At 58.6% G+C, this 22,656-nt stretch carries 24 protein-coding genes; 10 read left to right on the top strand and 14 right to left on the bottom strand.

The window, feature by feature from the left end:
- The coding region (locus tag AC1DRJ_RS06515; protein ID WP_477801378.1) for a metal ABC transporter solute-binding protein, Zn/Mn family at positions 1-412 on the bottom strand (412 nt) is incomplete at its 3' end.
- A 66-nt stretch (positions 413-478) separates the two neighbouring features.
- Here AC1DRJ_RS06515 and zur point away from each other — a divergent pair.
- From zur to AC1DRJ_RS06495, 4 genes are read left to right on the top strand one after another with little or no spacing between them, the layout of a single operon-like run.
- The gene (zur, locus tag AC1DRJ_RS06510; protein WP_477801377.1) at positions 479-961 is read left to right on the top strand and encodes a zinc uptake transcriptional repressor Zur; all 483 of its coding nucleotides are present in this window, start codon (positions 479-481) and stop codon (positions 959-961) included.
- Positions 961-1,746 carry a zinc ABC transporter ATP-binding protein ZnuC gene (znuC, locus tag AC1DRJ_RS06505; RefSeq protein WP_477801376.1) on the top strand — a complete coding sequence of 262 codons (786 nt, stop codon included), beginning with the start codon at positions 961-963 and terminating at the stop codon, positions 1,744-1,746. Before zur ends, znuC begins: the two co-directional genes overlap by 1 nt.
- Positions 1,739-2,527, top strand: a complete 789-nt coding sequence (gene znuB / locus AC1DRJ_RS06500) for a zinc ABC transporter permease subunit ZnuB (RefSeq protein WP_477801375.1) — start codon at positions 1,739-1,741, stop codon at positions 2,525-2,527. The genes znuC and znuB overlap by 8 nt, the downstream gene beginning before the upstream one ends.
- Positions 2,528-2,564: 37 nt before the next feature.
- Positions 2,565-3,281, top strand: a complete 717-nt coding sequence (locus AC1DRJ_RS06495) for a PA5502 family lipoprotein (RefSeq protein ID WP_477801374.1) — start codon at positions 2,565-2,567, stop codon at positions 3,279-3,281.
- Between the two features lie 118 nt (positions 3,282-3,399).
- Here the strand turns inward: AC1DRJ_RS06495 and katE are convergent, their stop codons facing one another.
- Positions 3,400-5,589 carry a catalase HPII gene (gene katE / locus AC1DRJ_RS06490; RefSeq protein WP_477801373.1) on the bottom strand — a complete coding sequence of 730 codons (2,190 nt, stop codon included), beginning with the start codon at positions 5,587-5,589 and terminating at the stop codon, positions 3,400-3,402.
- Between the two features lie 212 nt (positions 5,590-5,801).
- Between katE and AC1DRJ_RS06485 the strand changes: the two genes are divergently transcribed.
- The 3 genes from AC1DRJ_RS06485 to AC1DRJ_RS06475 are packed head-to-tail and all read left to right on the top strand — an operon-like array spanning position 5,802 to position 8,314.
- Complete coding sequence (locus AC1DRJ_RS06485) at positions 5,802-6,809, top strand: methionine ABC transporter ATP-binding protein (RefSeq protein WP_477801372.1); 1,008 nt, start codon at positions 5,802-5,804, stop codon at positions 6,807-6,809.
- On the top strand, positions 6,809-7,483 hold the full coding sequence (locus AC1DRJ_RS06480; RefSeq protein ID WP_477801371.1) for a methionine ABC transporter permease: 675 nt from the start codon (positions 6,809-6,811) through the stop codon (positions 7,481-7,483). Before AC1DRJ_RS06485 ends, AC1DRJ_RS06480 begins: the two co-directional genes overlap by 1 nt.
- A 60-nt stretch (positions 7,484-7,543) precedes the next feature.
- Positions 7,544-8,314 (top strand): MetQ/NlpA family ABC transporter substrate-binding protein, encoded by a 771-nt coding sequence (locus tag AC1DRJ_RS06475; protein ID WP_477801370.1) that lies wholly within the window; start codon positions 7,544-7,546, stop codon positions 8,312-8,314.
- A 176-nt stretch (positions 8,315-8,490) separates the two neighbouring features.
- Here AC1DRJ_RS06475 and AC1DRJ_RS06470 read toward each other — a convergent pair whose 3' ends face one another.
- Genes AC1DRJ_RS06470 through AC1DRJ_RS06450 form a run of 5 tightly spaced genes read right to left on the bottom strand, consistent with a single transcriptional unit; the run spans position 8,491 to position 12,414 of the window.
- A complete protein-coding gene (locus AC1DRJ_RS06470) occupies positions 8,491-9,126 on the bottom strand; it encodes an SCO family protein (protein WP_477801369.1) in 636 nt (211 codons plus the stop codon).
- The gene (gene cyoE / locus AC1DRJ_RS06465) at positions 9,123-10,022 is read right to left on the bottom strand and encodes a heme o synthase (RefSeq protein ID WP_007947928.1); all 900 of its coding nucleotides are present in this window, start codon (positions 10,020-10,022) and stop codon (positions 9,123-9,125) included. The genes AC1DRJ_RS06470 and cyoE overlap by 4 nt, the downstream gene beginning before the upstream one ends.
- Complete coding sequence (locus AC1DRJ_RS06460; protein ID WP_477801368.1) at positions 10,010-11,089, bottom strand: COX15/CtaA family protein; 1,080 nt, start codon at positions 11,087-11,089, stop codon at positions 10,010-10,012. The genes cyoE and AC1DRJ_RS06460 overlap by 13 nt, the downstream gene beginning before the upstream one ends.
- A gap of 10 nt (positions 11,090-11,099) precedes the next feature.
- Complete coding sequence (locus AC1DRJ_RS06455) at positions 11,100-11,708, bottom strand: hypothetical protein (protein WP_477801367.1); 609 nt, start codon at positions 11,706-11,708, stop codon at positions 11,100-11,102.
- Entirely contained in the window at positions 11,674-12,414 is a 741-nt protein-coding gene (locus tag AC1DRJ_RS06450; RefSeq protein WP_477801366.1) for an SURF1 family protein, read from the bottom strand. The genes AC1DRJ_RS06455 and AC1DRJ_RS06450 overlap by 35 nt, the downstream gene beginning before the upstream one ends.
- 70 nt (positions 12,415-12,484) lie before the next feature.
- Between AC1DRJ_RS06450 and AC1DRJ_RS06445 the strand changes: the two genes are divergently transcribed.
- The gene (locus AC1DRJ_RS06445; RefSeq protein WP_007940724.1) at positions 12,485-12,688 is read left to right on the top strand and encodes a twin transmembrane helix small protein; all 204 of its coding nucleotides are present in this window, start codon (positions 12,485-12,487) and stop codon (positions 12,686-12,688) included.
- A 26-nt stretch (positions 12,689-12,714) separates the two neighbouring features.
- Here the strand turns inward: AC1DRJ_RS06445 and AC1DRJ_RS06440 are convergent, their stop codons facing one another.
- From AC1DRJ_RS06440 to coxB, 4 genes are all read right to left on the bottom strand, one after another.
- Entirely contained in the window at positions 12,715-13,602 is an 888-nt protein-coding gene (locus AC1DRJ_RS06440) for a cytochrome c oxidase subunit 3 (protein WP_477801365.1), read from the bottom strand.
- Between the two features lie 25 nt (positions 13,603-13,627).
- Positions 13,628-14,179 carry a cytochrome c oxidase assembly protein gene (locus tag AC1DRJ_RS06435; protein ID WP_477801364.1) on the bottom strand — a complete coding sequence of 184 codons (552 nt, stop codon included), beginning with the start codon at positions 14,177-14,179 and terminating at the stop codon, positions 13,628-13,630.
- 117 nt (positions 14,180-14,296) lie between these two features.
- Positions 14,297-15,889 carry a cytochrome c oxidase subunit I gene (gene ctaD / locus AC1DRJ_RS06430; RefSeq protein WP_007947918.1) on the bottom strand — a complete coding sequence of 531 codons (1,593 nt, stop codon included), beginning with the start codon at positions 15,887-15,889 and terminating at the stop codon, positions 14,297-14,299.
- A gap of 82 nt (positions 15,890-15,971) precedes the next feature.
- On the bottom strand, positions 15,972-17,099 hold the full coding sequence (coxB, locus tag AC1DRJ_RS06425; RefSeq protein WP_477801363.1) for a cytochrome c oxidase subunit II: 1,128 nt from the start codon (positions 17,097-17,099) through the stop codon (positions 15,972-15,974).
- A 372-nt stretch (positions 17,100-17,471) separates the two neighbouring features.
- Between coxB and AC1DRJ_RS06420 the strand changes: the two genes are divergently transcribed.
- Positions 17,472-18,122 (top strand): hypothetical protein, encoded by a 651-nt coding sequence (locus AC1DRJ_RS06420; RefSeq protein ID WP_477801362.1) that lies wholly within the window; start codon positions 17,472-17,474, stop codon positions 18,120-18,122.
- Positions 18,123-18,241: 119 nt separating this feature from the next.
- On the opposite strand, the gene AC1DRJ_RS06415 is transcribed toward AC1DRJ_RS06420, so the two are convergent.
- The 3 genes from AC1DRJ_RS06415 to AC1DRJ_RS06405 all read right to left on the bottom strand — a co-directional run bounded on the left by AC1DRJ_RS06415 (position 18,242) and on the right by AC1DRJ_RS06405 (position 21,891).
- Positions 18,242-19,768 carry a SulP family inorganic anion transporter gene (locus tag AC1DRJ_RS06415; RefSeq protein ID WP_477801361.1) on the bottom strand — a complete coding sequence of 509 codons (1,527 nt, stop codon included), beginning with the start codon at positions 19,766-19,768 and terminating at the stop codon, positions 18,242-18,244.
- 89 nt (positions 19,769-19,857) lie between these two features.
- On the bottom strand, positions 19,858-20,589 hold the full coding sequence (locus AC1DRJ_RS06410) for a carbonic anhydrase (protein ID WP_477801360.1): 732 nt from the start codon (positions 20,587-20,589) through the stop codon (positions 19,858-19,860).
- 243 nt (positions 20,590-20,832) lie between these two features.
- Positions 20,833-21,891, bottom strand: coding sequence for a PA0069 family radical SAM protein (locus AC1DRJ_RS06405; RefSeq protein ID WP_477801359.1), 1,059 nt, complete (start codon positions 21,889-21,891; stop codon positions 20,833-20,835).
- Positions 21,892-22,082: 191 nt separating this feature from the next.
- Between AC1DRJ_RS06405 and AC1DRJ_RS06400 the strand changes: the two genes are divergently transcribed.
- On the top strand, positions 22,083-22,385 hold the full coding sequence (locus AC1DRJ_RS06400) for a hypothetical protein (RefSeq protein WP_477801358.1): 303 nt from the start codon (positions 22,083-22,085) through the stop codon (positions 22,383-22,385).
- Positions 22,386-22,656: the final 271 nt, after the last annotated feature.

Below are 22,656 nucleotides of genomic sequence, written 5' to 3'. Positions count from 1 at the left end.
CGTCCAGACTGCCTGGCCGGTGATCGTGGTCATGCTCGTCAGCCTCTTCGGCGTGGGAGTGATTGTCTTCGGCGAAATGGCGCAATTTCAGCCCCGGCAAATCCTGTACGGCGATGCTCGGCAGTGTACGACCCTTCAGCACGCGCGGCAGAAAGCCTTCCATGTCTGGCCCGATCCAATACAGCAGATCGACCGATTGCACCTTTCGTACATCGGAAGGGCGCAAGGCATAGCTATGCGGGGAAGTGCCCGGTGGCAGCAATACCTCCGGAACCGCCACGCCATCCTGCACCGCAGCGGCAATCAATTGCAGGGGTTTGATGCTGGTGAGGACTTTGACTTCGGCCTGCGCCGAACCGATCAGCAGAAAACTGGCGACAAATACGAAAAAGATAGAAAAAAGTCGGGACACGATGACCACTCGAAGAGGCGAGAACGAGTAACATAATAACGTCTCTCACAAAACTCGTCGCCGCTCATGCCTAAAACACCGATTGCCAGCCGTCCCCACGACCACTCTCATTGCGTGCATAGCGCTTTGTCTGAGGCGGATGCCTTGTGTGCACGCCAGGGGTTGCGTCTGACTGCGTTGCGCCGGCGTGTACTTGAGCTGGTGTGGCAAAGCCACAAACCGTTGGGTGCCTACGACATTCTCGCAGTGCTCAGTGAGCAGGACGGCCGTCGCGCCGCGCCGCCGACCGTGTACCGTGCGCTGGATTTCCTCCTGGAAAACGTCCTGGTGCACCGCATTTCCTCGCTCAACGCCTTCGTCGGCTGCAATCATCCGGGCCACGCCCACCAGGGGCAGTTCCTGATTTGCCGCGAATGCCACGCCGCCATTGAGCTCGAACAGAAGTCCATCAGCGACGCCATCATTGGCGGCGCCAAGGACGTGGGATTTATCGTCGAAGGCCAGACCGTTGAAGTGGTCGGTCTCTGTTCTGGCTGCCAGGAGGCTTGATGAGCAACGCGCTGATCCGCCTCGAGCAGGTTGCCGTCACGTTTGCCGGGCAAAGTGTGCTGGATAACATCGAACTGAGCGTCCAGCCGGGGCAGATCGTCACCCTGATCGGCCCTAACGGTGCCGGTAAGACCACGCTGGTGCGCGCGGTGCTCGGTTTGTTGAAGCCGACCAGTGGCAGTGTCTGGCGCAAGCCGAAACTGCGCGTGGGTTACATGCCGCAAAAAATCCACGTCGATCCGACGCTGCCACTCTCGGTGCTGCGCTTCTTGCGACTGGTGCCGGGCGTGGACCGTGCCATGGCATTGGCGGCACTCAAAGAGGTCGGTGCCGAACAGGTGATCGACAGCCCGGTGCAAAGTGTTTCCGGCGGTGAAATGCAGCGCGTGCTGCTGGCTCGGGCGCTGCTGCGCGAACCGGAACTGCTAGTGCTCGACGAGCCGGTGCAAGGCGTCGACGTGGCCGGCCAGGCTGAACTTTACAACCTGATTACTCGCCTGCGCGACCGTCACGGTTGCGGCGTGCTGATGGTTTCCCACGATCTGCACCTAGTCATGAGCACAACCGACCAAGTGGTTTGCCTCAACCGTCACGTCTGCTGCTCCGGGCACCCAGAGCAGGTCAGCGGCGATCCGGCATTCGTCGAGCTGTTCGGCAAGAACGCCCAAAGCCTGGCGATTTATCACCACCATCACGACCACGCCCATGATCTGCATGGCTCGGTGGTCACTGCGGCCTCGGCGGCCCAACCTCACGTTCATGGAGATAGCTGCAAGCATGGCTGATTTTCTGCTTTACGCCCTGCTTGCAGGTTTGGCTTTGGCGCTGGTGGCGGGCCCCTTGGGCTCGTTCGTGGTCTGGCGGCGCATGGCCTATTTCGGCGACACCTTGTCCCATGCGGCCTTGCTCGGTGTTGCGTTGGGATTCTTGCTGGATGTCAGCCCGACTGTTGCGGTGACGGTAGGCTGTTTGCTGTTGGCGGTGTTGCTGGTGACGTTGCAACAACGCCAGCCGCTGGCGTCTGACACGCTTTTGGGAATTCTCGCACCGAGCACGCTCTCCTTGGGCTTGGTGGTACTAAGCTTCATGCACGAAGTGCGGATCGACCTGATGGCGTACCTGTTCGGCGACTTGCTGGCGATCAGCCCGACCGATCTCGCCTGGATTCTGGGCGGCAGCGCTGCCGTACTGGTGTTGTTGGTGACCTTGTGGCGGCCGTTGCTAGCCATCACGGTGCATGAGGAGTTGGCCAGGGTCGAAGGTTTGCCGGTGGCTTCGTTGCGTCTGGCCCTGATGTTGCTGATCGCCGTGGTGATCGCTGTCGCGATGAAAATCGTCGGGGTATTGCTGATTACGTCGCTATTGATCATCCCGGCGGCTGCGGCACAACGTCACGCCCGGTCACCGGAGCAGATGGCACTGGGCGCGAGCCTGCTGGGCATACTCGCGGTCTGTGGCGGGCTGGCATTGTCGTGGTTCAAGGACACACCGGCGGGCCCCTCGATTGTTGTGACGGCTGCCGCACTGTTTCTGCTGAGTTTTGTCCTGCCYCGTCGAGGGGTGTAGACTTGCTCGTTTTTTGCGCAAATAGAGAGTCGCAGGAATGAAGTTGTTCGCCTCCCGTTATCTGCTCCTTGYCGCATTTTCTTTGCTGCTGGGCGCCTGCCAAAGCACGCCACCGGCGGCCCCTGAGGCCTCTGAGTCTCGGGCTGCGGCTATCGCGCAGCTGGAACAAAGCCTCGCCAGCAGCGAGTTGGCCACCGCCGAAGATCAACTGGCCGCCTTGCAGGCGCAGTTCCCTGACGATCAATCCCTTGAGCAATACCAACGGCAACTGGCCGAAGCGTATTTGCACCGCAGTCAGATCGTGTTGCAAAAAGGCGATGTGAACGCCGCCGCCACCGCACTGAGTCGTGCCCGGGCCCTGATGCCGAAAGCCCCGGCGCTGACCGGTGGGGTGAACAACGCCATCGTTACCGCCCGCAAAGCCGAACTGGATAAAGCGGAAGCCGATCTCAAGGCCGCTGAAGCCCAACCCCACGCGAAGGTGATTGATCCAACGGCTGAAAGCACCACCGTCGCATTGAATCTCACCGATATGGCGAAACTTCGACGTCAACTCGACGCCATCGCCGCCGATGTGGTGAATTTTAACTGCGATGTGAGTATTCAGGTGCCGCGCACTGATGACTACCCTTGGCTGGCGACGTTGTTGACCAAACGGGTGACGAAGCTGGATGCGGATTTTGATCTGAAACTGGAAAAGCAAATCTTGCGCAACGTTCAGGCGCAGATGGTCTTGAGTCCTCACAAATCCTAAAAGCTTCGCGAGCAAGCCCGCTCCAACATTTGATCTTCAGCGAACACAGATTTTGTGTTCAACACAGATCCAATGTGGGAGCGGGCTTGCTCGCGAAGGCGTCCTTCCTGCAAAAGGACTAGGCTGGAATCGCCTTGGCCTTAGGCTCGCGATCCCAAACCCGATGCTGCCCGATCGCCGCAAAAAACGGCTTTATCAAATTCGCATCCGTCCCCACGATCAACCCCGCATCAGCCTCCAGTTTCAACACATCCAGCAACTGCTTCGCCTCGCCATGCATCGCGATCGCCTTCAAGTGCTTGTACGCCTCCAGCAGGTAATGCAGCGCCACACCATCGCCGCTCAACGCCTTGATCGACGCCGCGCCACCCGGCACGAAGACCGCGTCGAAGGCCACTGAAGGCAAGCCTTCCATCGAAGCATCCACCGGCAACGTTTTGCCATCGGCGGTTTTCACCGGTGCTGAAGTGGGCCCCAACAATTTGGCGTGCGCGCCTTCTGCCTCCAATGCCTTTTTCATGGCATCAATCGCCGCACCATCGACGCCGTTGGCCGCAAGAATCGCCACCTTGCGGGTTTTGATGTTACCCGGCAGCAAATTGGCCTGGCTCAGGGCCGGCGAGCGCTCCAGAGATGTTTTAGGCACCTCGACGGTCCCTGCTTTCGGCGCGGGCAAGCCAAGATTGGCGGCCACACGCGTGGCCAGTTCCAGATCGATATTGGCCAGGATCTCGTTCACTTCACGCGCGCGAATCGCCTCACGCTCCACCTTGCCGAGTTCAAAGCTGTAGGCGGAGATGATGTGTTCCTGTTCGTGCTTGCTCATGCTGTGAAAAAACAGCCGCGCCTGAGAGAAATGGTCGCTGAACGATTCGCTGCGCTGGCGGATCTTGTTGGCGTCGATGCGCTCCGGATAACTCTCGAAACCGCCATCCTGTGCGGCGGGCGGCGTTTCTTTCGGCCAACCGCCGTCGATGGAGTTGGGTTCGTAAGCTGCGCGCCCTTTGTCGATGGTGGTGCGGTGCATTGCATCCCGCTGACCGTTATGGAACGGTGCCACTGGCCGGTTGATCGGAATTTCATGAAAGTTCGGCCCGCCAAGTCGGCTGATCTGCGTATCGGTGTAGGAAAACAGCCGACCTTGCAGCAGCGGATCGTTAGAAAAATCGATCCCCGGCACGATATGGCCCGGGCAGAACGCGACTTGCTCGGTCTCGGCGAAGAAGTTGTCCGGATTGCGATTAAGCACCATTTTGCCCAGCGGCGTGATGGGTACGATTTCTTCGGGAATCAACTTGGTGGGGTCGAGAATATCGAAGTCGAAACTGTGCTCGTTCTCCTCTTCGATGACCTGCACGCCCAGTTCCCACTCAGGGTAATCGCCCATTTCGATGGCTTCCCAGAGGTCGCGGCGGTGGAAGTCGGTGTCTTTACCGGCAAGCTTCTGCGCCTCATCCCACACCAGCGAACAAGTACCGGCGGTGGGGCGCCAGTGGAATTTGACGAAGCGTGATTTGCCTTCGGCGTTGATCAGCCTGAACGTATGCACGCCGAAACCCTGCATGCTGCGCAGGCTTTTCGGGATCGCCCGGTCGGACATGGTCCAGATCACCATGTGCGCGGACTCGGGCACCAATGAGACGAAGTCCCAAAACGTGTCGTGAGCCGAGCCGCCTGTAGGGATCTCGTTATGCGGTTCCGGTTTCACTGCGTGTACGAAGTCCGGAAATTTGATCGCGTCCTGAATGAAGAACACCGGCATGTTGTTGCCCACCARATCGAAGTTGCCTTCGTCRGTGAAAAACTTCACGGCGAACCCTCGGACATCCCGCACGGTATCGCCTGACCCGCGTGGTCCCTGTACCGTGGAAAAACGCGTGAACACCGGAGTTTTCTTGCCCGGATCCTGTAGGAAACCAGCCTTGGTCAGCGCGGAATGGTTTTCGTAGGCCTGGAAGTAACCATGCGCCCCGGTCCCGCGAGCATGGACGATGCGTTCGGGAATGCGTTCATGGTCAAAGTGCGTGATTTTCTCACGCATGATGAAGTCTTCCAGCAGCGAAGGCCCGCGGGCGCCGACCTTCAAGGTGTTCTGATTGTCCGAAACCTTCACGCCCTGATTGGTGCGGAGGGCCTGTTCGGTGGCGTCGGAGCGAAATTTTTCCAGGCTGTCGAGCTTGGTATTGGTGTTGCCGCGGTCCAGGGTATCGGTACCGGCCAGTGCGCTTTTGGTTGGGGCAGGCTTCTTGATGCTCATCAGTCTAAACTCCTCGTTGCGATTCCCGCCGTAGCCAGGATTCTTATGCATTCCCCAGGCACGGCACCGGGGGCGTAGTCGAGTTGCCTTATTAGTGACTGACGGGGTTTTTAGCCGTTCCTTTTTTATGATCTTTGATCGCGTTATTGCCAAATCGAAGGATGAATGCGGAATAAATGCTAATAACCTCTATACGGACAGGCTAAAATGCGCGCCCGGCTAACCGCTGATCCTTTTCTAACGCGCCCCACAAGGTTCGCTACGTGATCGAGTTTCAAAACGTCCACAAAACCTACCGCGTCGCCGGTAAGGATATTCCCGCCCTGCATCCGACCAGTCTGACGATTGAGAACGGCCAGGTCTTTGGCCTGATCGGTCATTCCGGTGCGGGAAAAAGTACCCTGCTGCGTCTGATCAATCGCCTGGAAAACTCCAGCGGCGGCAAGATCATCGTCGACGGCGAAGAAGTCACTGCGCTGGATGCCAATGGCCTGCGGCGCTTCCGCCAGCAAGTCGGGATGATTTTCCAGCACTTCAACCTGCTGGCGTCCAAGACGGTGGCCGACAATGTCGCGTTGCCGCTGACCCTGGCCGGCGAACTGTCGCGCAGCGAAATCTACCTGCGTGTGGCGGAATTGCTGGCGCGGGTGGGTTTGTCCGACCACGCCAAGAAGTACCCGGCGCAATTGTCCGGTGGCCAGAAGCAGCGTGTTGGCATCGCCCGCGCCTTGGCGACCAAGCCAAAAATCCTGCTGTGCGACGAAGCCACTAGCGCACTGGACCCGCAGACCACTGCGTCGGTTCTGCAGTTGCTGGCCGAGATCAACCGCGAGCTGAAGCTGACCATCGTCCTGATCACCCACGAGATGGACGTGATCCGCCGCGTCTGCGACCAGGTGGCGGTGATGGACGCCGGTGTAATCGTCGAGCAAGGTTCGGTGGCTCAGGTATTCCTGCATCCGAAACACCCGACCACCAAGCGCTTTGTGCAGGAAGACGAGCAGATTGACGAAAGCGAGCAGCGCGACGACTTCGCTCACGTGCCGGGCCGCATCGTACGTCTGACCTTCCAGGGCGAAGCGACCTACGCGCCATTGCTGGGAACCGTTGCCCGGGAAACCGGTGTGGACTACAGCATTCTGGCCGGTCGTATCGATCGCATCAAAGACGTCCCTTACGGGCAACTCACTCTGGCCGTCACCGGTGGCGATATGGACGCGGCGTTTGCCCGCTTCACCGCGGCTGACGTCCACATGGAGGTGCTGCGCTAATGGAGGCCCTGACTGCTTTCTTCGCCAATATCGACTGGTTCGAAATCTGGCTGGCCACCGGCGACACGTTGCTGATGCTCGGCGGTTCGTTGTTGTTCACCGTGTTGCTCGGCTTGCCGCTGGGCGTGCTGCTGTTCCTGTGCAGCCCGCGCCAGTTGCTGGAAGCCAGAGGCGTCTACGCGATGCTGTCGCTGGTGGTGAACATCCTGCGTTCGCTGCCCTTCATCATCCTGTTGATCGTGATGATTCCGTTCACGGTGTTGATCACTGGTACTTCGCTGGGTGTCGCGGGTGCGATCCCGCCGTTGGTAGTGGGTGCAACACCGTTCTTCGCCCGACTGGTGGAAACCGCGTTGCGTGAAGTGGATCGCGGCATCATCGAAGCCACCCAGGCCATGGGCGCGACGACGCGTCAGATCATCACCAATGCCTTGCTGCCAGAAGCGCGTCCGGGCATCTACGCGGCAATTACGGTGACGGCAATTACACTGGTGTCCTACACGGCGATGGCCGGTGTGGTCGGCGCTGGCGGTCTGGGCGACCTGGCAATCCGGTTCGGATACCAGCGTTTCCAGACGGATGTGATGGTTGTGACGGTGGTGTTGCTGCTGGTGCTGGTTCAAGTGCTGCAAACCGTTGGCGACAAATTGGTTGTCCATTTTTCCCGTAAGTAAGACATGAGCCGGCCATTCGCTGGCAGGCGCCAAACGGGCGCCTCATATGGAGTTAGCTGAATGAAGAAACTACTCGTCGCGTTTGCCGCTGTTGCGGCCTTTTCTGCCCACGCCGACACCCTGACGGTCGCGGCCACCCCGGTCCCGCACGCAGAAATCCTCGAATTCGTGAAACCGGCCCTGGCCAAAGAAGGCGTGGACCTCAAGGTCAAAGTCTTCACCGATTACATTCAGCCGAACGTGCAAGTGGCGGAAAAACGTCTGGACGCCAACTTCTTCCAGCATCAGCCGTACCTCGATGAGTTCAACAAGGCCAAGGGCACCAATCTGGTTGCGGTTGCCGGTGTGCACATCGAGCCGCTGGGCGCTTACTCAAGCAAATACAAAACCCTCGCCGAGCTGCCGGGCGGCGCCAACGTAGTGATCCCGAACGACGCTACCAACGGTGGCCGTGCGCTGTTGCTGCTGGCGAAGGCGGGCCTGATCAAGTTGAAGGACTCGAACAACATCCTGTCGTCAGTGAAGGACATCACCGAGAACTCCAAGGACTTGAAATTCCGTGAATTGGAAGCCGCGACCATCCCGCGCGTGCTGACCCAGGTCGACCTGGCGCTGATCAACACCAACTACGCGCTGGAAGCCAAGCTCGATCCGTCCAAGGACGCATTGGTTATCGAAGGCAGCGACTCGCCATACGTGAATATCCTGGTTGCCCGTCCGGACGACAAGGACAGTGAAGCGATGAAGAAACTGGTTGCTGCGCTGCACAGCCCGGAAGTGAAAGCCTTCATCCTCGAGAAGTACCAAGGCGCGGTATTGCCGGCGTTCTGATTGACTGCCGCAACGAAAAAGGGGACGCCATGAGCGTCCCCTTTTTTGTGCACGAAATACCACCCCCTGTGGGAGCGAGCCTGCTCGCGATTGCGGCCTGACATTCAACATCTATGTTGGCAGTGATGGCCCTATCGCGAGCAGGCTCACTCCCACAGGGGGATGTGTCGTCCAAACTATTCGCGGTTCAGCATCACCGGTAACTGTGCCACCAACTTCGCATTGTTCAACGGCCCCCGAATAAACCCGCGCTGTGTGCCGTCCGGCCCGATCACCGCCAGGTTGCCGCTATGATCCACGGTGTAATTGGGTTTGCTGGTGTCCGGCGGAATAAACGGAATACTCACCGCGTTGGCCAGCGTCTGAACGTCATCAACCGAGGAAGCGGTCAGGCCTTTGAATTGTGGATCGAAGTAGCCCAGGTACTGTTTGAGCTGCTTCGGGGTATCGCGGTTCGGGTCGATGCTGACCAGAATGATCTGAAGCTTGGCTGCCGCTTCCGGTGGCAGTTCGCTCTTGATCTGACGCAACTGGGCGAGGGTGGTCGGGCAGATGTCCGGGCAGAAGGTGTAGCCGAAGAACAGCAGGCTCCACTTGTCTTTCAGCTGATTGACCATCACCGGGTTACCGTCCTGATCGATCATCTTCACGTCTGGCAGGTTACGGGTTTGCGGCAGCAGGATGATGCCTGCGTCGATCAGTGCCGTCGGGTCGCCCTGGCCTTTACCGGACAGCACTTTGTTGATGGTCAGGCCCAGGACCAGTGCGATCAGGGCGACGAGAATGAAGACGGTTTTCTGGGTTCGGGTCATAGGTTCAACAATAAGTAGTGGTCTACGAGCAGCGCGATAAACAGCAGGAACAAGTAATAAATAGAGTACTTGAACGTGTTGATCGCCGCGTGCGGCCGAGTGCCACGGTACAGCACCACGGCCCATTGCAGAAACCTTGCGCCGAGCCCCAGTGCGCAAATCAGATAGAGCATGCCGCTCATGTGGATCACATAGGGCATCAGGCTGACGGCCAGCAACGCGAAGGTATACAGCAGGATGTGAACCTTGGTGTAGTGCTCGCCATGGGTCACCGGCAGCATCGGGATATCGGCCTTGGCGTATTCCTCTTTGCGGTGAATTGCCAAGGCCCAGAAGTGCGGCGGGGTCCAGGCGAAGATGATCAGCACCAGCAGCAGCGGTTCGGCGCTGACGTGACCGGTGGCAGCGGTCCAGCCAAGCAGCGGCGGGGCGGCCCCGGCCAAGCCGCCGATGACGATGTTCTGCGGGGTCGCACGTTTCAGGAAACCGGTGTACACCACCGCGTAGCCGAGCAGCGATGCCAGGGTCAGCCAGGCGGTCAGCGGATTGGTGAAAGCAAGCAGCACGGCTTGCCCAAGCACCGCCAATACCAAGGCAAACGTCAGCGCCGCCGCCGGTGACACCCGGCCCTCGGCCAAGGGCCGTTTGTGGGTGCGTGCCATCACCGCGTCGATGCGCCGGTCCACTACATGGTTGACCGCCGCCGCACCGCCGGCACACAGGGCAATCCCCAGATTGCCGAACACCAGCACCGTCCACGGCACCCCGGCGCGAGTCGCCAGGAACATGCCGACCAGCGAGGTGATGAGCATCAGCACCACCACTTTCGGCTTGGTCAGCTCCAGATAGTCACGCCAGATTGCCTGACTGTGACGTTCGCCGATCAGCGTCGCCATGGCATCTCTCCTTTTATTGTTATGGGGCCGGCCGAGTGTTTACGCAGGCTGAAGCGCCAACGCCCGGTGGATTGCTGCTTCACCCGAACCAGACTGGTTCGCGCGTGATAATTGACCAGCACCATCGTCAGCAACAGTGCCGCACCGCCCGCGTTATGGGCGACGGCCACCGGTAGCGGTAAGTGGAACAGCACGTTGCTGATTCCGAGGGTGATTTGTGCGGCAAGCGTGATTAGCACCAGCCCCGCAAGGCGTGTCATGCCGACGACTTTCAGTTGCCAGGCCAGCCCGAGCAGTACGAGCGTTACCAGCAGCGCGCCGATACGGTGAGTCAGATGAATCGCGGTGCGCGCATCGCTGTCCAGTTGCCCGCCGAGGTAATTGGGGCCGATGTGCTGAGTCAGGTGAAAGCCGTTGGCGAAATCAGCCGGTGGCAGCCATTGACCGTGGCAGGTCGGGAAGTCAATGCAGGCCACCGCTGCGTAGTTGGAACTGACCCAGCCACCCAAGGCAATTTGCAGGATTACCATCAGCAACCCGGCAGTCGCCCAGTACTGCAAACGCCGTGGCACGGTCAGCGCCGGCAACACGCCCGACAATCGCAGCGTCAGCAAAAACAGCAGGCTCAACGTCGCAAAACCACCGAGTAAATGCCCAGTGACCACTTGCGGCCAGAGCTTGAGCGTCACCGTCCACATGCCGAACGCGGCTTGGGCGAATACCACCGCCAGCAGGAACAGCGGCAACTTCACCGGCTGCCCCGGATGACGACGATGAACCCAGGCGCGACCGGCCAACACCGAAATCAATAACCCCAACGTACCGGCGAAATAGCGATGGACCATCTCGTTCCAGCCCTTGTGGGCTTCGACGGGAGCGTCGGGAAAATGCAGTTCGGCATGGGCCAGTTGGACTTCGCTTTTGGGCACGCTGATAAAGCCATAGCACCCCGGCCAGTCCGGACAGCCGAGGCCGGCGTGAGTCAGGCGCGTGTAGGCGCCGAGCAACACCACAATCAGTGCCAGCAAGGTGGCAAACAGCGCGAGGCGAAATCCAGGTTTGGCCATGACGATGCCCTTATCCGATATTCGACAGTTTCAGCAAATGGCGCAGGTCGTTGAGCAGGTCCTTGCCCTTCACCGTCGGGTCGTAGCGCAGCACCAGATTGCCGTGCGGGTCGATGATCCACAGCTGTGGTGCGGTCTTGTCCCCGGTACCAGCGGCTTTGTTGAAGGTACTGAAGGTGGCGAGGTCCAGGGGATACCGCTGCAATTGAGGATACTCGCGCGTCAGCTTGGCGTCGTATTCACTGCTCAGCGGTTGTGCCGCGGCCAAGGCATGACTGGCGCGCCCGGCATCGCGGCCGAGGCCGATCTGAATCTGCCGCGCCAGGTACACCAGCTGCTGGCAGTCGACCGAACACTCCTTGGGCGCGGTTACCAGTATCTGCCAACGATCCTCTTGTGCCTGTACACCGAGCTCGGCGCGGGTCTGGCCGTTGCCGATCAGTTCGCCGTGATAGCTGCGACCTTCCGGCACCCAGAACTGCAATTTGTACATGCCGGTGGCGAGGATCATCGGACCGATCACCCCCAGCAGGATCAGCAGTAACTGCACGCGACCTTTACGCCGACTCGCCGGCGTTTGCGCCTCAGACATGCTGGGTGGATTCATGGCCGCTCCCATGGTGTTTCTCCTTTGCGTTGTGCCAGCCGAGATAGAAATAGAGGCCGAACAGGGCAAGCGACATGGCGAACCACTGCACGGCATAAGCGATGTGTTTTTCCGGGCCCATGGCGACTACGGGCCAATCGGCCTGATAAGTCGCGGGACCATTTTCTGCGCGTAATTCGTAGGCAAATCCTTCACGGTCCAGCGTTGTCCAGAGCTTCGAAGGCTCGACGGCGGTGACTAACTCCGGCCAGGTGGCGGTGCTTGGGTCGGCGTGCAACTGGAAGGTCGCGCCGGGGGAGACGTAGACCCAGGCGTTGAGGCTCAAGGCTTCTTTGGGGGTGGTGAATTGTGGCGGTGTGCGCCGATCCGGCCACGGCAGCCAGCCACGATTGACCAGCAACCAAAGGCCGGTTGCCTGATCCTGAAATGGTTGCAACAACTCCACGCCGACCTTGCCGTCGCGCTGACGGTTGTCCAGCAGCAGGCTGTGCGCAGCATCGAACTGGCCGTGCAGGCGGACGCGGCGGAAGGCCGGGTCTTCGGTGTGTTGCAGTTCGGTACTGGCCATCGGTTCGGCGACACAGCGCTCGGCGTAGCTTTGCAGCAGCGCACCTTTTTCCGCGCCCCGGTTCAGTTGCCAGAACCCGAGCGACACCAGCAGCGGCAGCAACAGGGCGACCACCAGTGTCGGCACGATGCCCGGCCGAAAGCGCTTCATGGCATGGCCAAAAAGTCGGTATGCGCGATAGCTATACTCACGTGCATCGCCTTTCCCCCGGAGTCTCACCATGCTCAAAGCAGCCATCGTCCTGATGCTGATTGCCACGGTTGTCAGCCTGTTCAGCGGCCTGTTTTTTCTGGTCAAGGACGACAGCAGCTCGAACCGCCTCGTCATTGCCTTGAGTGTTCGTGTTGCACTGGCCGCCGCTACCGTCGGCTTGATCGCCTGGGGTTTCTTCAGCGGCCAGTTGGTGTCACATGTTCCGTGGTAGCTCTAAGCTTGAAGCTTGAAGCTGCTTCACAGCACATAGACGAAAACGAACAAACCGATCCACACCACATCCACGAAGTGCCAATACCAGCTCGCTGCCTCGAAGCCGAATTGGTGATCTGCGTCGAAGGCCCCGCGCATGATCCGTATCAACATGACAAACAAAATGATCGTGCCGATGGTTACGTGGGCACCGTGGAAACCGGTGAGCATGAAGAACGTCGCGCCGTAGACGCCGGAACCGAGGGTCAGGCCCAGTTCCTGGTAGGCGTGCATATATTCTTCAGCCTGGAGGATGAGGAATGYGCAGCCCAGCAATACGGTGAGCGCCAGCCAGAGCTTCAGTGCGCCGCGATGGCCTTTTTTCAGCGCGTGGTGGGCGATGGTCACGGTCACGCTGGAAGTCACCAGCAGCACGGTGTTGATCAGCGGCAAACCCCACGGACCGATGACATCCTTGGGCGGCGGAAACAGTTTCGAGTCAGGGTTGTTCAGCAGCGGCCAGGTGAACTCGAAGTTCGGCCACAGCATGTGCGCGAGACCCTTGGCGCCTTCGCCACCGAGGGCCGGGCCAGAGATATGGCGTACATAAAACAACGCACCGAAGAACGCGATGAAGAACATCACTTCCGAGAAAATGAACCAACTCATGCCCCAGCGGAACGAGCGGTCCATCTGTGCGCTGTACAACCCGGCACGACTTTCCTTGATCACCGCTCCGAACCAGCCGAACAGCATGTAGGCCAGTAAGAGGCCGCCGACGAAAAAGATCAACGGGCCGTGGGATTCCGGCCGCGCGGCTTTCAGATCGTTGAACCAGGTGGCCAGGCCGAATACGGTGGTGAGCATGCCGACCGTGGCGATGATCGGCCATTTGCTCTGGGCCGGTACGTAATAGTGTTCATGAGTTGCCATTTATTGTTCTCCTTATCGGGCACGCTCAGCCGCCAGTGTTTACAGCTACCGGTGGATGTCGGGCGGTGATATCGAACAGCGTGTAGGACAGCGTCAGGTGCTTCACATCCTTGGGCATGTCACGGTCAACGATGAAACGTACCGGCATCTCGATCCGCTGACCGGGCTGCAGCACTTGCTGGGTAAAACAAAAACATTCGGTCTTGTGGAAGTACGCCGCCGCAGCGCTGGGCGCGATGCTCGGCACGGCCTGGGCGCTCATCGGCTTGTCGGTCGGGTTGTGCGCGATAAAAATCATCTCGTTCACGGCGCCAGGATTGGCCGTCAATTCGTCGCTCTTGGGGTAGAAATCCCAGGACATGTCCGCCGAGTTGGTCGAGAGAAACTGCACGCGAACCTGTCGCGAGGTATCGACGGTTTGTTCGCCCACGTATTGTCCGGCGGTTTTGCCGTTGATACCGAACGCCTTGCACATCACGTCGTAGATCGGCACCAGGGCAAACCCGAAGACAAACATGGCCACCACTACCAACAGCAGGCGGGTGACCAGTTTTTTCATCGAAATCGAGTCAGCCATGATTTCCAACCTCCACCATTAACCCTGTGGGAGCGAGCCTGCTCGCGATAGCGGTGTATCTGGCACACCGCGCCGCCTGCATCGCGAGCAGGCTCACTCCTACAAAGGTCAGGGGGTTCATTTCACTTCCGGTGGCGTGGTGAAGGTGTGATACGGCGCCGGTGACGGAACGCTCCACTCCAGCCCTTCAGCCCCATCCCACGGTTTGGCCGGTGCTGGCGGGCCGCCGCGAATGGTCTTGATCACGATGAACAGGAAGAAGAGCTGCGTGGCACCGAACATGAACGCGCCAATCGACGAGACCATGTTGAAGTCGGCGAATTGCAGGTTGTAGTCCGGAATCCGCCGTGGCATGCCGGCCAGGCCCACGAAGTGCATCGGGAAGAACGCCATGTTCATGCCGATGAACGAGAGCCAGAAGTGCAGTTTGCCAAGGGTTTCGTCGTACATGTGACCGGTCCATTTCGGCAGCCAGTAGTAGGCCGAGGCGAAGATCCCGAAAATCGCCCCCGGTACCAGTACATAGTGGAAGTGTGCGACCACAAAGTAGGTGTCCTGGTACTGGAAGTCCGCCGGTGCGATGGCCAGCATCAACCCGGAGAAGCCACCAATGGAGAACAGGATCACGAACGCCACCGCAAACAGCATCGGCGTCTCGAAGGTCAGCGAGCCTTGCCACATGGTGCTGGCCCAGTTGAACACCTTGACCCCGGTGGGTACGGCGATCAGCAACGTCGCATACATGAAGAACAACTCGCCCACCAACGGAATGCCGACCACGAACATGTGGTGCGCCCAGACGATGAACGACAGGAACGCAATACTCGCCGTGGCGTAGACCATCGAGGTGTAGCCGAACAATGGCTTGCGCGAGAAGGCCGGAATGATCGAGCTGACGGCACCGAAGGCCGGCAGGATCATGATGTACACCTCGGGGTGACCGAAGAACCAGAACACGTGCTGGAACAACACCGGGTCACCGCCACCGGCGGCACTGAAGAAACTGGTACCGAAGTGGATGTCCATCAGCATCATCGTCACGCATCCGGCCAGTACCGGCATCACCGCGATCAGCAGGAACGCGGTAATCAACCAGGTCCAGACGAACAGCGGCATTTTCATCAACGTCATGCCGGGGGCGCGCAGGTTGAGAATGGTCGCGATCACGTTGATCGCGCCCATGATCGAACTGATCCCCATCAAGTGGATGGCGAAGATGAAGAACGTCACGCTTTCCGGTGCGTAGGTCGTCGACAGCGGGGCGTAGAACGTCCAGCCGAAGTTCGGACCACCACCGGGGGAAAACAGGGTCGACACTAACAGGAGGAACGCCGCCGGCAGCAGCCAGAAGCTGAAGTTATTCATCCGTGGCAATGCCATGTCCGGCGCGCCGATCATCAAYGGGATCATCCAGTTGGCGAGGCCGACGAAGGCCGGCATCACCGCACCGAACACCATCACCAGACCGTGCATGGTGGTCATCTGGTTGAAGAATTCCGGCTGGACGATTTGCAGCCCCGGCTGGAACAGCTCGGCGCGAATCACCATCGCGAACGAACCCCCCAGCAAGAACATGGAGAACGCAAACCACAGGTACAGCGTGCCGATGTCTTTGTGGTTGGTGGTCAGCACCCAGCGCATCAGGCCTTTGGCGGGGCCGTGGGCGTGGTCGGTGGCGGTATGAACATGTTCATCGACTACAGCAGTCATGTTCTGTCTCCTGCAAACAGATGGGCTGGGCAAGCCGGGGTGCGTAACCCCGACCGGTTCCTTGGGTGCGCAATAGACCGGGTCATTTGCTTTCCGCCTGTTTCAGCTCCAGCACTTCTTTCGGAGTGACCATGTCGCCCTTGTTGTTGCCCCAGGCGTTACGTTCGTAGGTCACGACCGCCGCGATATCGACTTCCGACAGCTGCTTGCCGAACGCCGCCATGGCGGTGCCAGGCTTGCCGTGGAAGACAATGCTCAGGTGATCCTTGATTGGTCCGGTAGCGATTTTCGAGCCCTTGAGTGCCGGGAACATCGGCGGCAAACCCTGACCTTCGGCCTGGTGACAGGCGACGCAAGTGGTGTGGTAGACCTTGTCGCCGCGCTCCTTGAGCTCGTCGAGGGTCCATTCCTTGCTGGTCAGCTCTTTGAGTTGCAGGGCTTCAGCCTTGCGTTCGGCGAGCCATTTTTCGTAATCGGCCTTTTCCTTGACCTCGACCACAATCGGCATGAAACCGTGGTCCTTGCCGCACAACTCGGCGCACTGGCCGCGGTAGGTGCCCGGCTTGTCGACGCGGGTCCAGGCTTCGTTGACGAACCCCGGGATCGCATCGCGCTTGACCGCGAAGGCCGGGACCCACCAGGAGTGGATGACGTCGGCGGAGGTCACCAGAAAGCGCACCTTCGCGCCGATCGGCAGCACCAGCGGCTTGTCGACCTCGAGCAAATAGTGCTCGCCCTTGGTTTCCTTATTGTGGATCTGGTCAGCGGGGGTGGTCAGGTTGCTGAAGAACTCAACGTCCTGGCCCAGGTATTTGTAGTGCCACTTCCACTGATAGCCCGTGACCTGGATGTCGATATCCGGCTCACTGGCGTCGTACATCTTGATCAGGGTTGCAGTCGCAGGAACCGCCATGGCCACCAGGATCAGGAAGGGCACGATGGTCCAGAGGATTTCAACGGTGGTGCTTTCATGAAATTTTGCGGCCACCTGCCCGGTAGAGCGGCGGTGCAGAATCATCGACCAGAACATGGCGCCGAAGACGATGATTCCGATCACTACACAAATCCAGAAAATGGTCATGTGCAGGTCAAATACTGCGTGACTGATTTCAGTCGCTCCCGGCGCCATATTCACAGTCCAGGCCGCTTGCGCCTGACTGAAAATCGACCACAACAGGAGGCCCATCCAGACGTGTGGATGTCGCATCATTGCGGGTTCCCCTTATCGTTCTTGTTATCCCRCCGGCTTTCACCTGCGGCAAGGGAGCGGCTTTTTCAGACTACGAACTTGAATCGCCGAGCCTTGCTGCGTGTGCAGTCGGGCGTCATCAGCTAACTCCATTTCCAACCCGAGTATAGACAGCACCTGCCACCTCGCAATGTGACGGCGTAAATGATCTGAAACAGCTGGGACTTGCGTTCAAGGGCAGGAATGGAGAAGGATGCAGACGAGTGGTGGCAAACAGATATAACGGAGGGGTCTCAAGGATGAAACAATTATGACAAATGCGTCTTAGCATTTTTCATAAGGCAGCTAAGTTATGTCTTCCCTATTTCATTGCCGTTGTTTACTGGAGTATTCATGAACACCGCCGCATTGCGCGAGCAGATCCAAACAGCCCAACAACACGAGAAAGAGACTGGCCTGCTGACACGTCAGCTGCAGACCAAATTGCCTCACCTTCACCCTGCTATCCAATTGCCTGAGGCCGATGCCAATGGCGTGCTGACGCGTTTTGTTTCTGCCTACATCGAGGAGGTTCCCGATCTGCTGGACGCAGCCAATGAAGTTGCCAGGGAAGCGGGAATCGAATCACAGATCAAACCGGTGCTGAAAATCGCCGAGCAGTATTTCATCCAGCCTCCGGCAATCATGGCCGGGCATGTCGGCCTGGACAGCCTGCTGGACGAAGCCTATCTGGCACACCGGTTTGTCGAAGAGGTCAACGACCTGTACATCAAGCATTTCGGCCAGCCACTGATCCCCTTGGACATGACGGTCGCCAACTTGATTGCTCACCAATTGATCGGTGAGGAATTTGCCAACCAACTGGACGAAGCGGTGCATCACGCCATCGACGAGCTGCTCAACGAAGAGAGTTTTGCGCTGGAATCGGTGGAAGCCTACCGCGAGAAGCTCAATAGCCCGGATACCGGTGCCGCTTGGAAGCGCTGGCCGTGCATGTCGCGTCGCTTGGGCGTAGGCCTGGAACTGGATCAGCCGGCGGCTTGATCCTTTAGAGCCAACACTGCCCTGTGGGAGCGAGCCTGCTCGCGATAGCGGTGTGTCATTCAACGTTGATGTCGACTGATGCACCGCCTTCGCGAGCAGGCTCGCTCCCACACTGTTTCCTATACAGCCGAACCAATTCCGGTGGTCGTCCTCAACCGTCCCTCCAACCTGCGCTTCAACCCCCGCGCTTCAATCAGTAGTATCGAACCCTTGGCCGCATTCGCCCGGCCCCATTCCTCAAGCAACTCAAGACACGAGTGATCGATGTAATTCAAGTTGTTGAGCGGCACATGCACCGTCGCACCGGCGGGAATAGTGCCCAGTACCTGAGTCAGCGCCGGCACCTTGAGAAAGGTCGCTGCGCCTGTCAGCCGCAACTCCATTTCGCCCTCCGCCGGCAGGTCGATCAGGCTGATTTTCAGGCGTGAAGCCTTCCAGGCCAGTTTGGCCAGGGTCAAGCCGAAGCCAATCAACACACCCGTGAGCAGGTCAGTGAAGATGATCGCCAGCGCAGTCGCCGCGTAAGTGAACATCGGCATGCGGCCATAGCGGCCCAACCCGCGAAAGACCTTGAGATCGACCAGTTTGAACCCGGTGTAAACCAGCACACCAGCAAGGCTCGCTACCGGAATGCTTTGCAACACACTCGACAGCAACAACACGAACGCCAGCAGCCACAGGCCGTGAAAGATGGTCGACAGTCGCGTGGTGGCGCCGGCCTGGACATTGGCCGAACTGCGTACGATCACGCCGGTCATCGGCAACGCGCCCAAGAGACCGCAAAGCATGTTGCCCACACCTTGCGCCGATAACTCCCGGTCGAAGTCGGAACGCTGGCCGCTGTGCATGCGGTCCACTGCGGCGGCCGATAGCAGGGTTTCGGCGCTGGCGATAAACGCCACGGCGAATGCGGCGACCAGCAAAGTCGGGTCCGCCAAATTGAGCAAGTCAGCGGGTTTCAGCCAATCGATGGCCTCGGCAAGGTTGGCAGGGACTTCCACGCGTTTGACCTGCAAGGCAAGGATCAGGCTGGCGACTGTTGCCAGACCGACGCCCAGAAGCGCTCCCGGAACAAACCGCAACGAATGAGGCCGCAATTTTTCCCACAGCCACATCACCGCCATCGTCGACAGCCCGAGCAACCCGGCTTGCCAGCCCAAGGACGGCAGGGCTTGCATCACCGCGGCTGGAAAGGCGGCCAGGTTATCCAGCCCGGAAGGCCTGGGTACCCCGTCGAGCATCACATGCACCTGCGACAGCACGATAAGCACGCCAATCCCGGCGAGCATGCCATACACCACCGCTGGCGCCGTGACCCGAAACCAGCAACCCAGTTTCAATCGCCCGGCGACCAATTGCAGAAACCCCGCCAGCAGCAGGATGGGCCCGAGCATTGCGACGCCATGCTGGCGCACCAATTCGAACACCAGAACCGCCAGGCCCGCCGCAGGACCACTGACTTGTAAGGGCGAGCCGGCAAGCCAACCCACGACCAGACCGCCGATGATCCCGGTGATCAAACCCTTGGCCGGCGGCAGCCCCGAAGCGATAGCGATGCCCATGCACAAGGGCAGGGCGACCAGAAACACGACCACCGAAGCCAGTAGCTCCCGTGGCAAAACAGCTTTAAGTTGCGCAGCACGCATGTTGACGCTCCCGACGTTTTTTCAGGCATGGCGAAGCCGGGCTACTGAATCAGTAGCCTCGGCAAAACCACGCGGGGGATTTAGGAGTTTTAGAAACGCGCTTTGGGCGTTGCCACCGGAATCGGATGGCTGCCATCGAGCGGCAGGAAACAACCCTGATCCGCGTCGTAAGCTTTGATTTCGCTGGTTTCGATGCTGTAAACCCAGCCATGGATAAACAGATGACCGTTGGCCATGCGTGAGGCGACCGATGGATGCGTGCGTAAATGCTGTAGCTGAGCGATCACATTCTCCTCGGTGAGGATGTGCATGCTTTCGTTTTCGTCAGCGCAATGGCAGTTTTCCTGGACCATGGTTTTTGCCACTTCGGCGTGACGCAACCAGGCTTTGACCGTGGGCATTTTTTCCAGGCTTTGCGGGTTCAGCACCGCACGCATCGCACCACAGTCGGAGTGCCCGCATATGATGATGTGCTGTACGCCGAKGGCCAGTACCGCATATTCGATCGCGGTGGAAACACCGCCGTTCATTTGCCCGTAAGGCGGTACAACGTTGCCGACGTTACGGGTTACGAACAGATCGCCAGGAGCGCTTTGGGTGATCAGTTCAGGAACGATGCGCGAATCGGCGCAGGCGATGAACATCGCTCTGGGGCTTTGGGCCGTGGCGAGTTTTTTGAAGAGCTCTTCCTGCTGTGGAAAGACCTCGTGATGAAAATGCAAAAAGCCGTCAACAATATGCTTCAGCGCTGCATCTGCGGTTTCCGCTTCGGGGAGTGCTTGCGCCGACGCAGCTGATGGCTGTTTATCCTTGTCACTCATGAATTCATCCTCATTGGCGGAGTCAGGGAAGTTTCCCGTTTTGTCCGAAGTGAAGCCAGTGGCTGTTTAAAAAACATCCAGGTCGCAAACTCGACCCGTCAGTCACTCGATGAACAAGGTAGCGGGCGAAACTTAACTCAAACTGAATGAAACGCTCTAGAACGTGTGTTCCAGCTCACAAAAAACGTGACCAGCCTGAAGATACCATGCGTTTGTTACTCCTCAACCATAAGCTAATTTTCCTCAAATCAACGACATTTGGCGACCCGGCGGACAGAAGGCTTCGCAGTCCAGATCAAAACCTTCGCGACGATTAAGCCCCAGGCGTTTGATGGCTTTGGCAAAACGTTGCGCCAGCAAGTCGGCAAAGGGGCCTTCGCCGCGCATCCGGGCGCCAAACCGGCTGTCATACAGCTCACCGCCACGGCTCTGGCGGATGAGGCTCAGCACATGAGCGGCTCGCTGAGGATAGTGGGCGGCCAGCCATTCTTCGAACAGCGGCGCCACCTCCAGTGGCAAGCGCAACATCATGTACGCTGCACTTTGCGCGCCGGCCGCATGAGCCTCCATCAGCAGGCTTTCGAGTTCGCTGTCGTTGATCATCGGAATCATCGGCGAGCACAACACGCCAACCGGGATACCGGCCTCACGCATTACGCGGATCGCGCGTAACCGGGCCTTGGGTGCTGCGGCACGTGGTTCGAGGATGCGTTTGAGTTCGTCGTCCAGGGTGGTGAGGCTGATCATCACCGCCACAAGGCGCTGCTCGGCGAGTTCGGCCAGCAAGTCCAGATCACGAAGAATCAGCGAGCCTTTGGTGATGATGGTCACCGGATGACGGTAACGCAGCAGTACTTCGAGGGTTTTTCGGGTGATTTTGTGCTCGCGCTCAATGGGTTGATAGGGATCGGTGTTGGAACCCAGGTTGATCGGCGCGCATTGATAACCGCGTTTGCTCAGCTGTTCTTCCAGCACATCGGCGGCGTTGGTCTTGGCGATCAGCCTGGTTTCGAAATCCAGCCCCGGCGACATGTCCCAATAGGCGTGACTGGGTCGTGCATAGCAGTAGATGCAACCGTGCTCGCAGCCGCGATAGGGATTGATCGAGCGATCGAAGGGCAAGTCCGGGGAGTTGTTGCGGGTGATGATGGTTTTTGCCGTTTCGATACGCACCTCGGTCCCTTGGGTGACCGGCGCTTCCTGATACCAGCCATCATCCTCGACCACCGAACGATTCGGCGCGAAGCGGTTGTGCGGATTAGTCGCGGTACCGCGTCCGCGAGGTGGCAAGGGCGTAGTCATCGACAAATTCCTTTAGCTGTATGTACATACAGTATCCGGGTTTTGCGCAATCGACCAGTGCCGTTCAGCACCTGACAGTTTTAAGTTTTGTCATCATGCGAAACATAAAGCGCGTAGCACTTTTATCTGATTTCAGTATTCTTCGCTTCACACGAAGTTGTCGTATTAATCATATTAAAAGGATTTAATAAATGTCGAAATACAATCAGCGCGGTGTATTCCTGCAACTATTGGCACCGTCTGTCGTTAGTCCAAAAGAAGTTAGGGTGTCGATGCAGTTCGCGTTAAAGAAAGAAAGCTATGATCCTGAAAATCGTGCGCCCACCTACTCTCTGCTGGACTCGACCACCCGCGAAGCTGTGTCGAATGATGGCGGCATCACCTTTGCCATGGGCAACACACCTGATGTCAACGGGGATGGTGCAATCGACGCGCAGGACAAAGTTGTTTTGATTGCATTGGCGAAAGCCTATTCGAAGATTATTAATCCTTGAATGTTGTTTAGCTTCTGCAATCAATAAGTATTGATAGCAATAGTGCGCCTATAAAACGATACGGAGTTTAGCCCTGTCGTTTTTTTAGGTTTTAGGCGTTGTGAATAAATATCAGGCTAAGCCATTCAGTTCATGACTAATTGGCAGCAGATCTCAGAGATCAATGACTGCTTAGCGCTTAAGCCCTGTGGAGACCTATTAACACTGTCGGGGTAAGGGCACCACCTTGAGCCCGGTTTAAAGGCGCAAGGTGGTGGTCACTCAGTGTTGC

The organism is Pseudomonas sp. P5_B2 (genome assembly GCF_056400445.1).
This window is presented reverse-complemented; position numbering and strand designations above follow the sequence as displayed.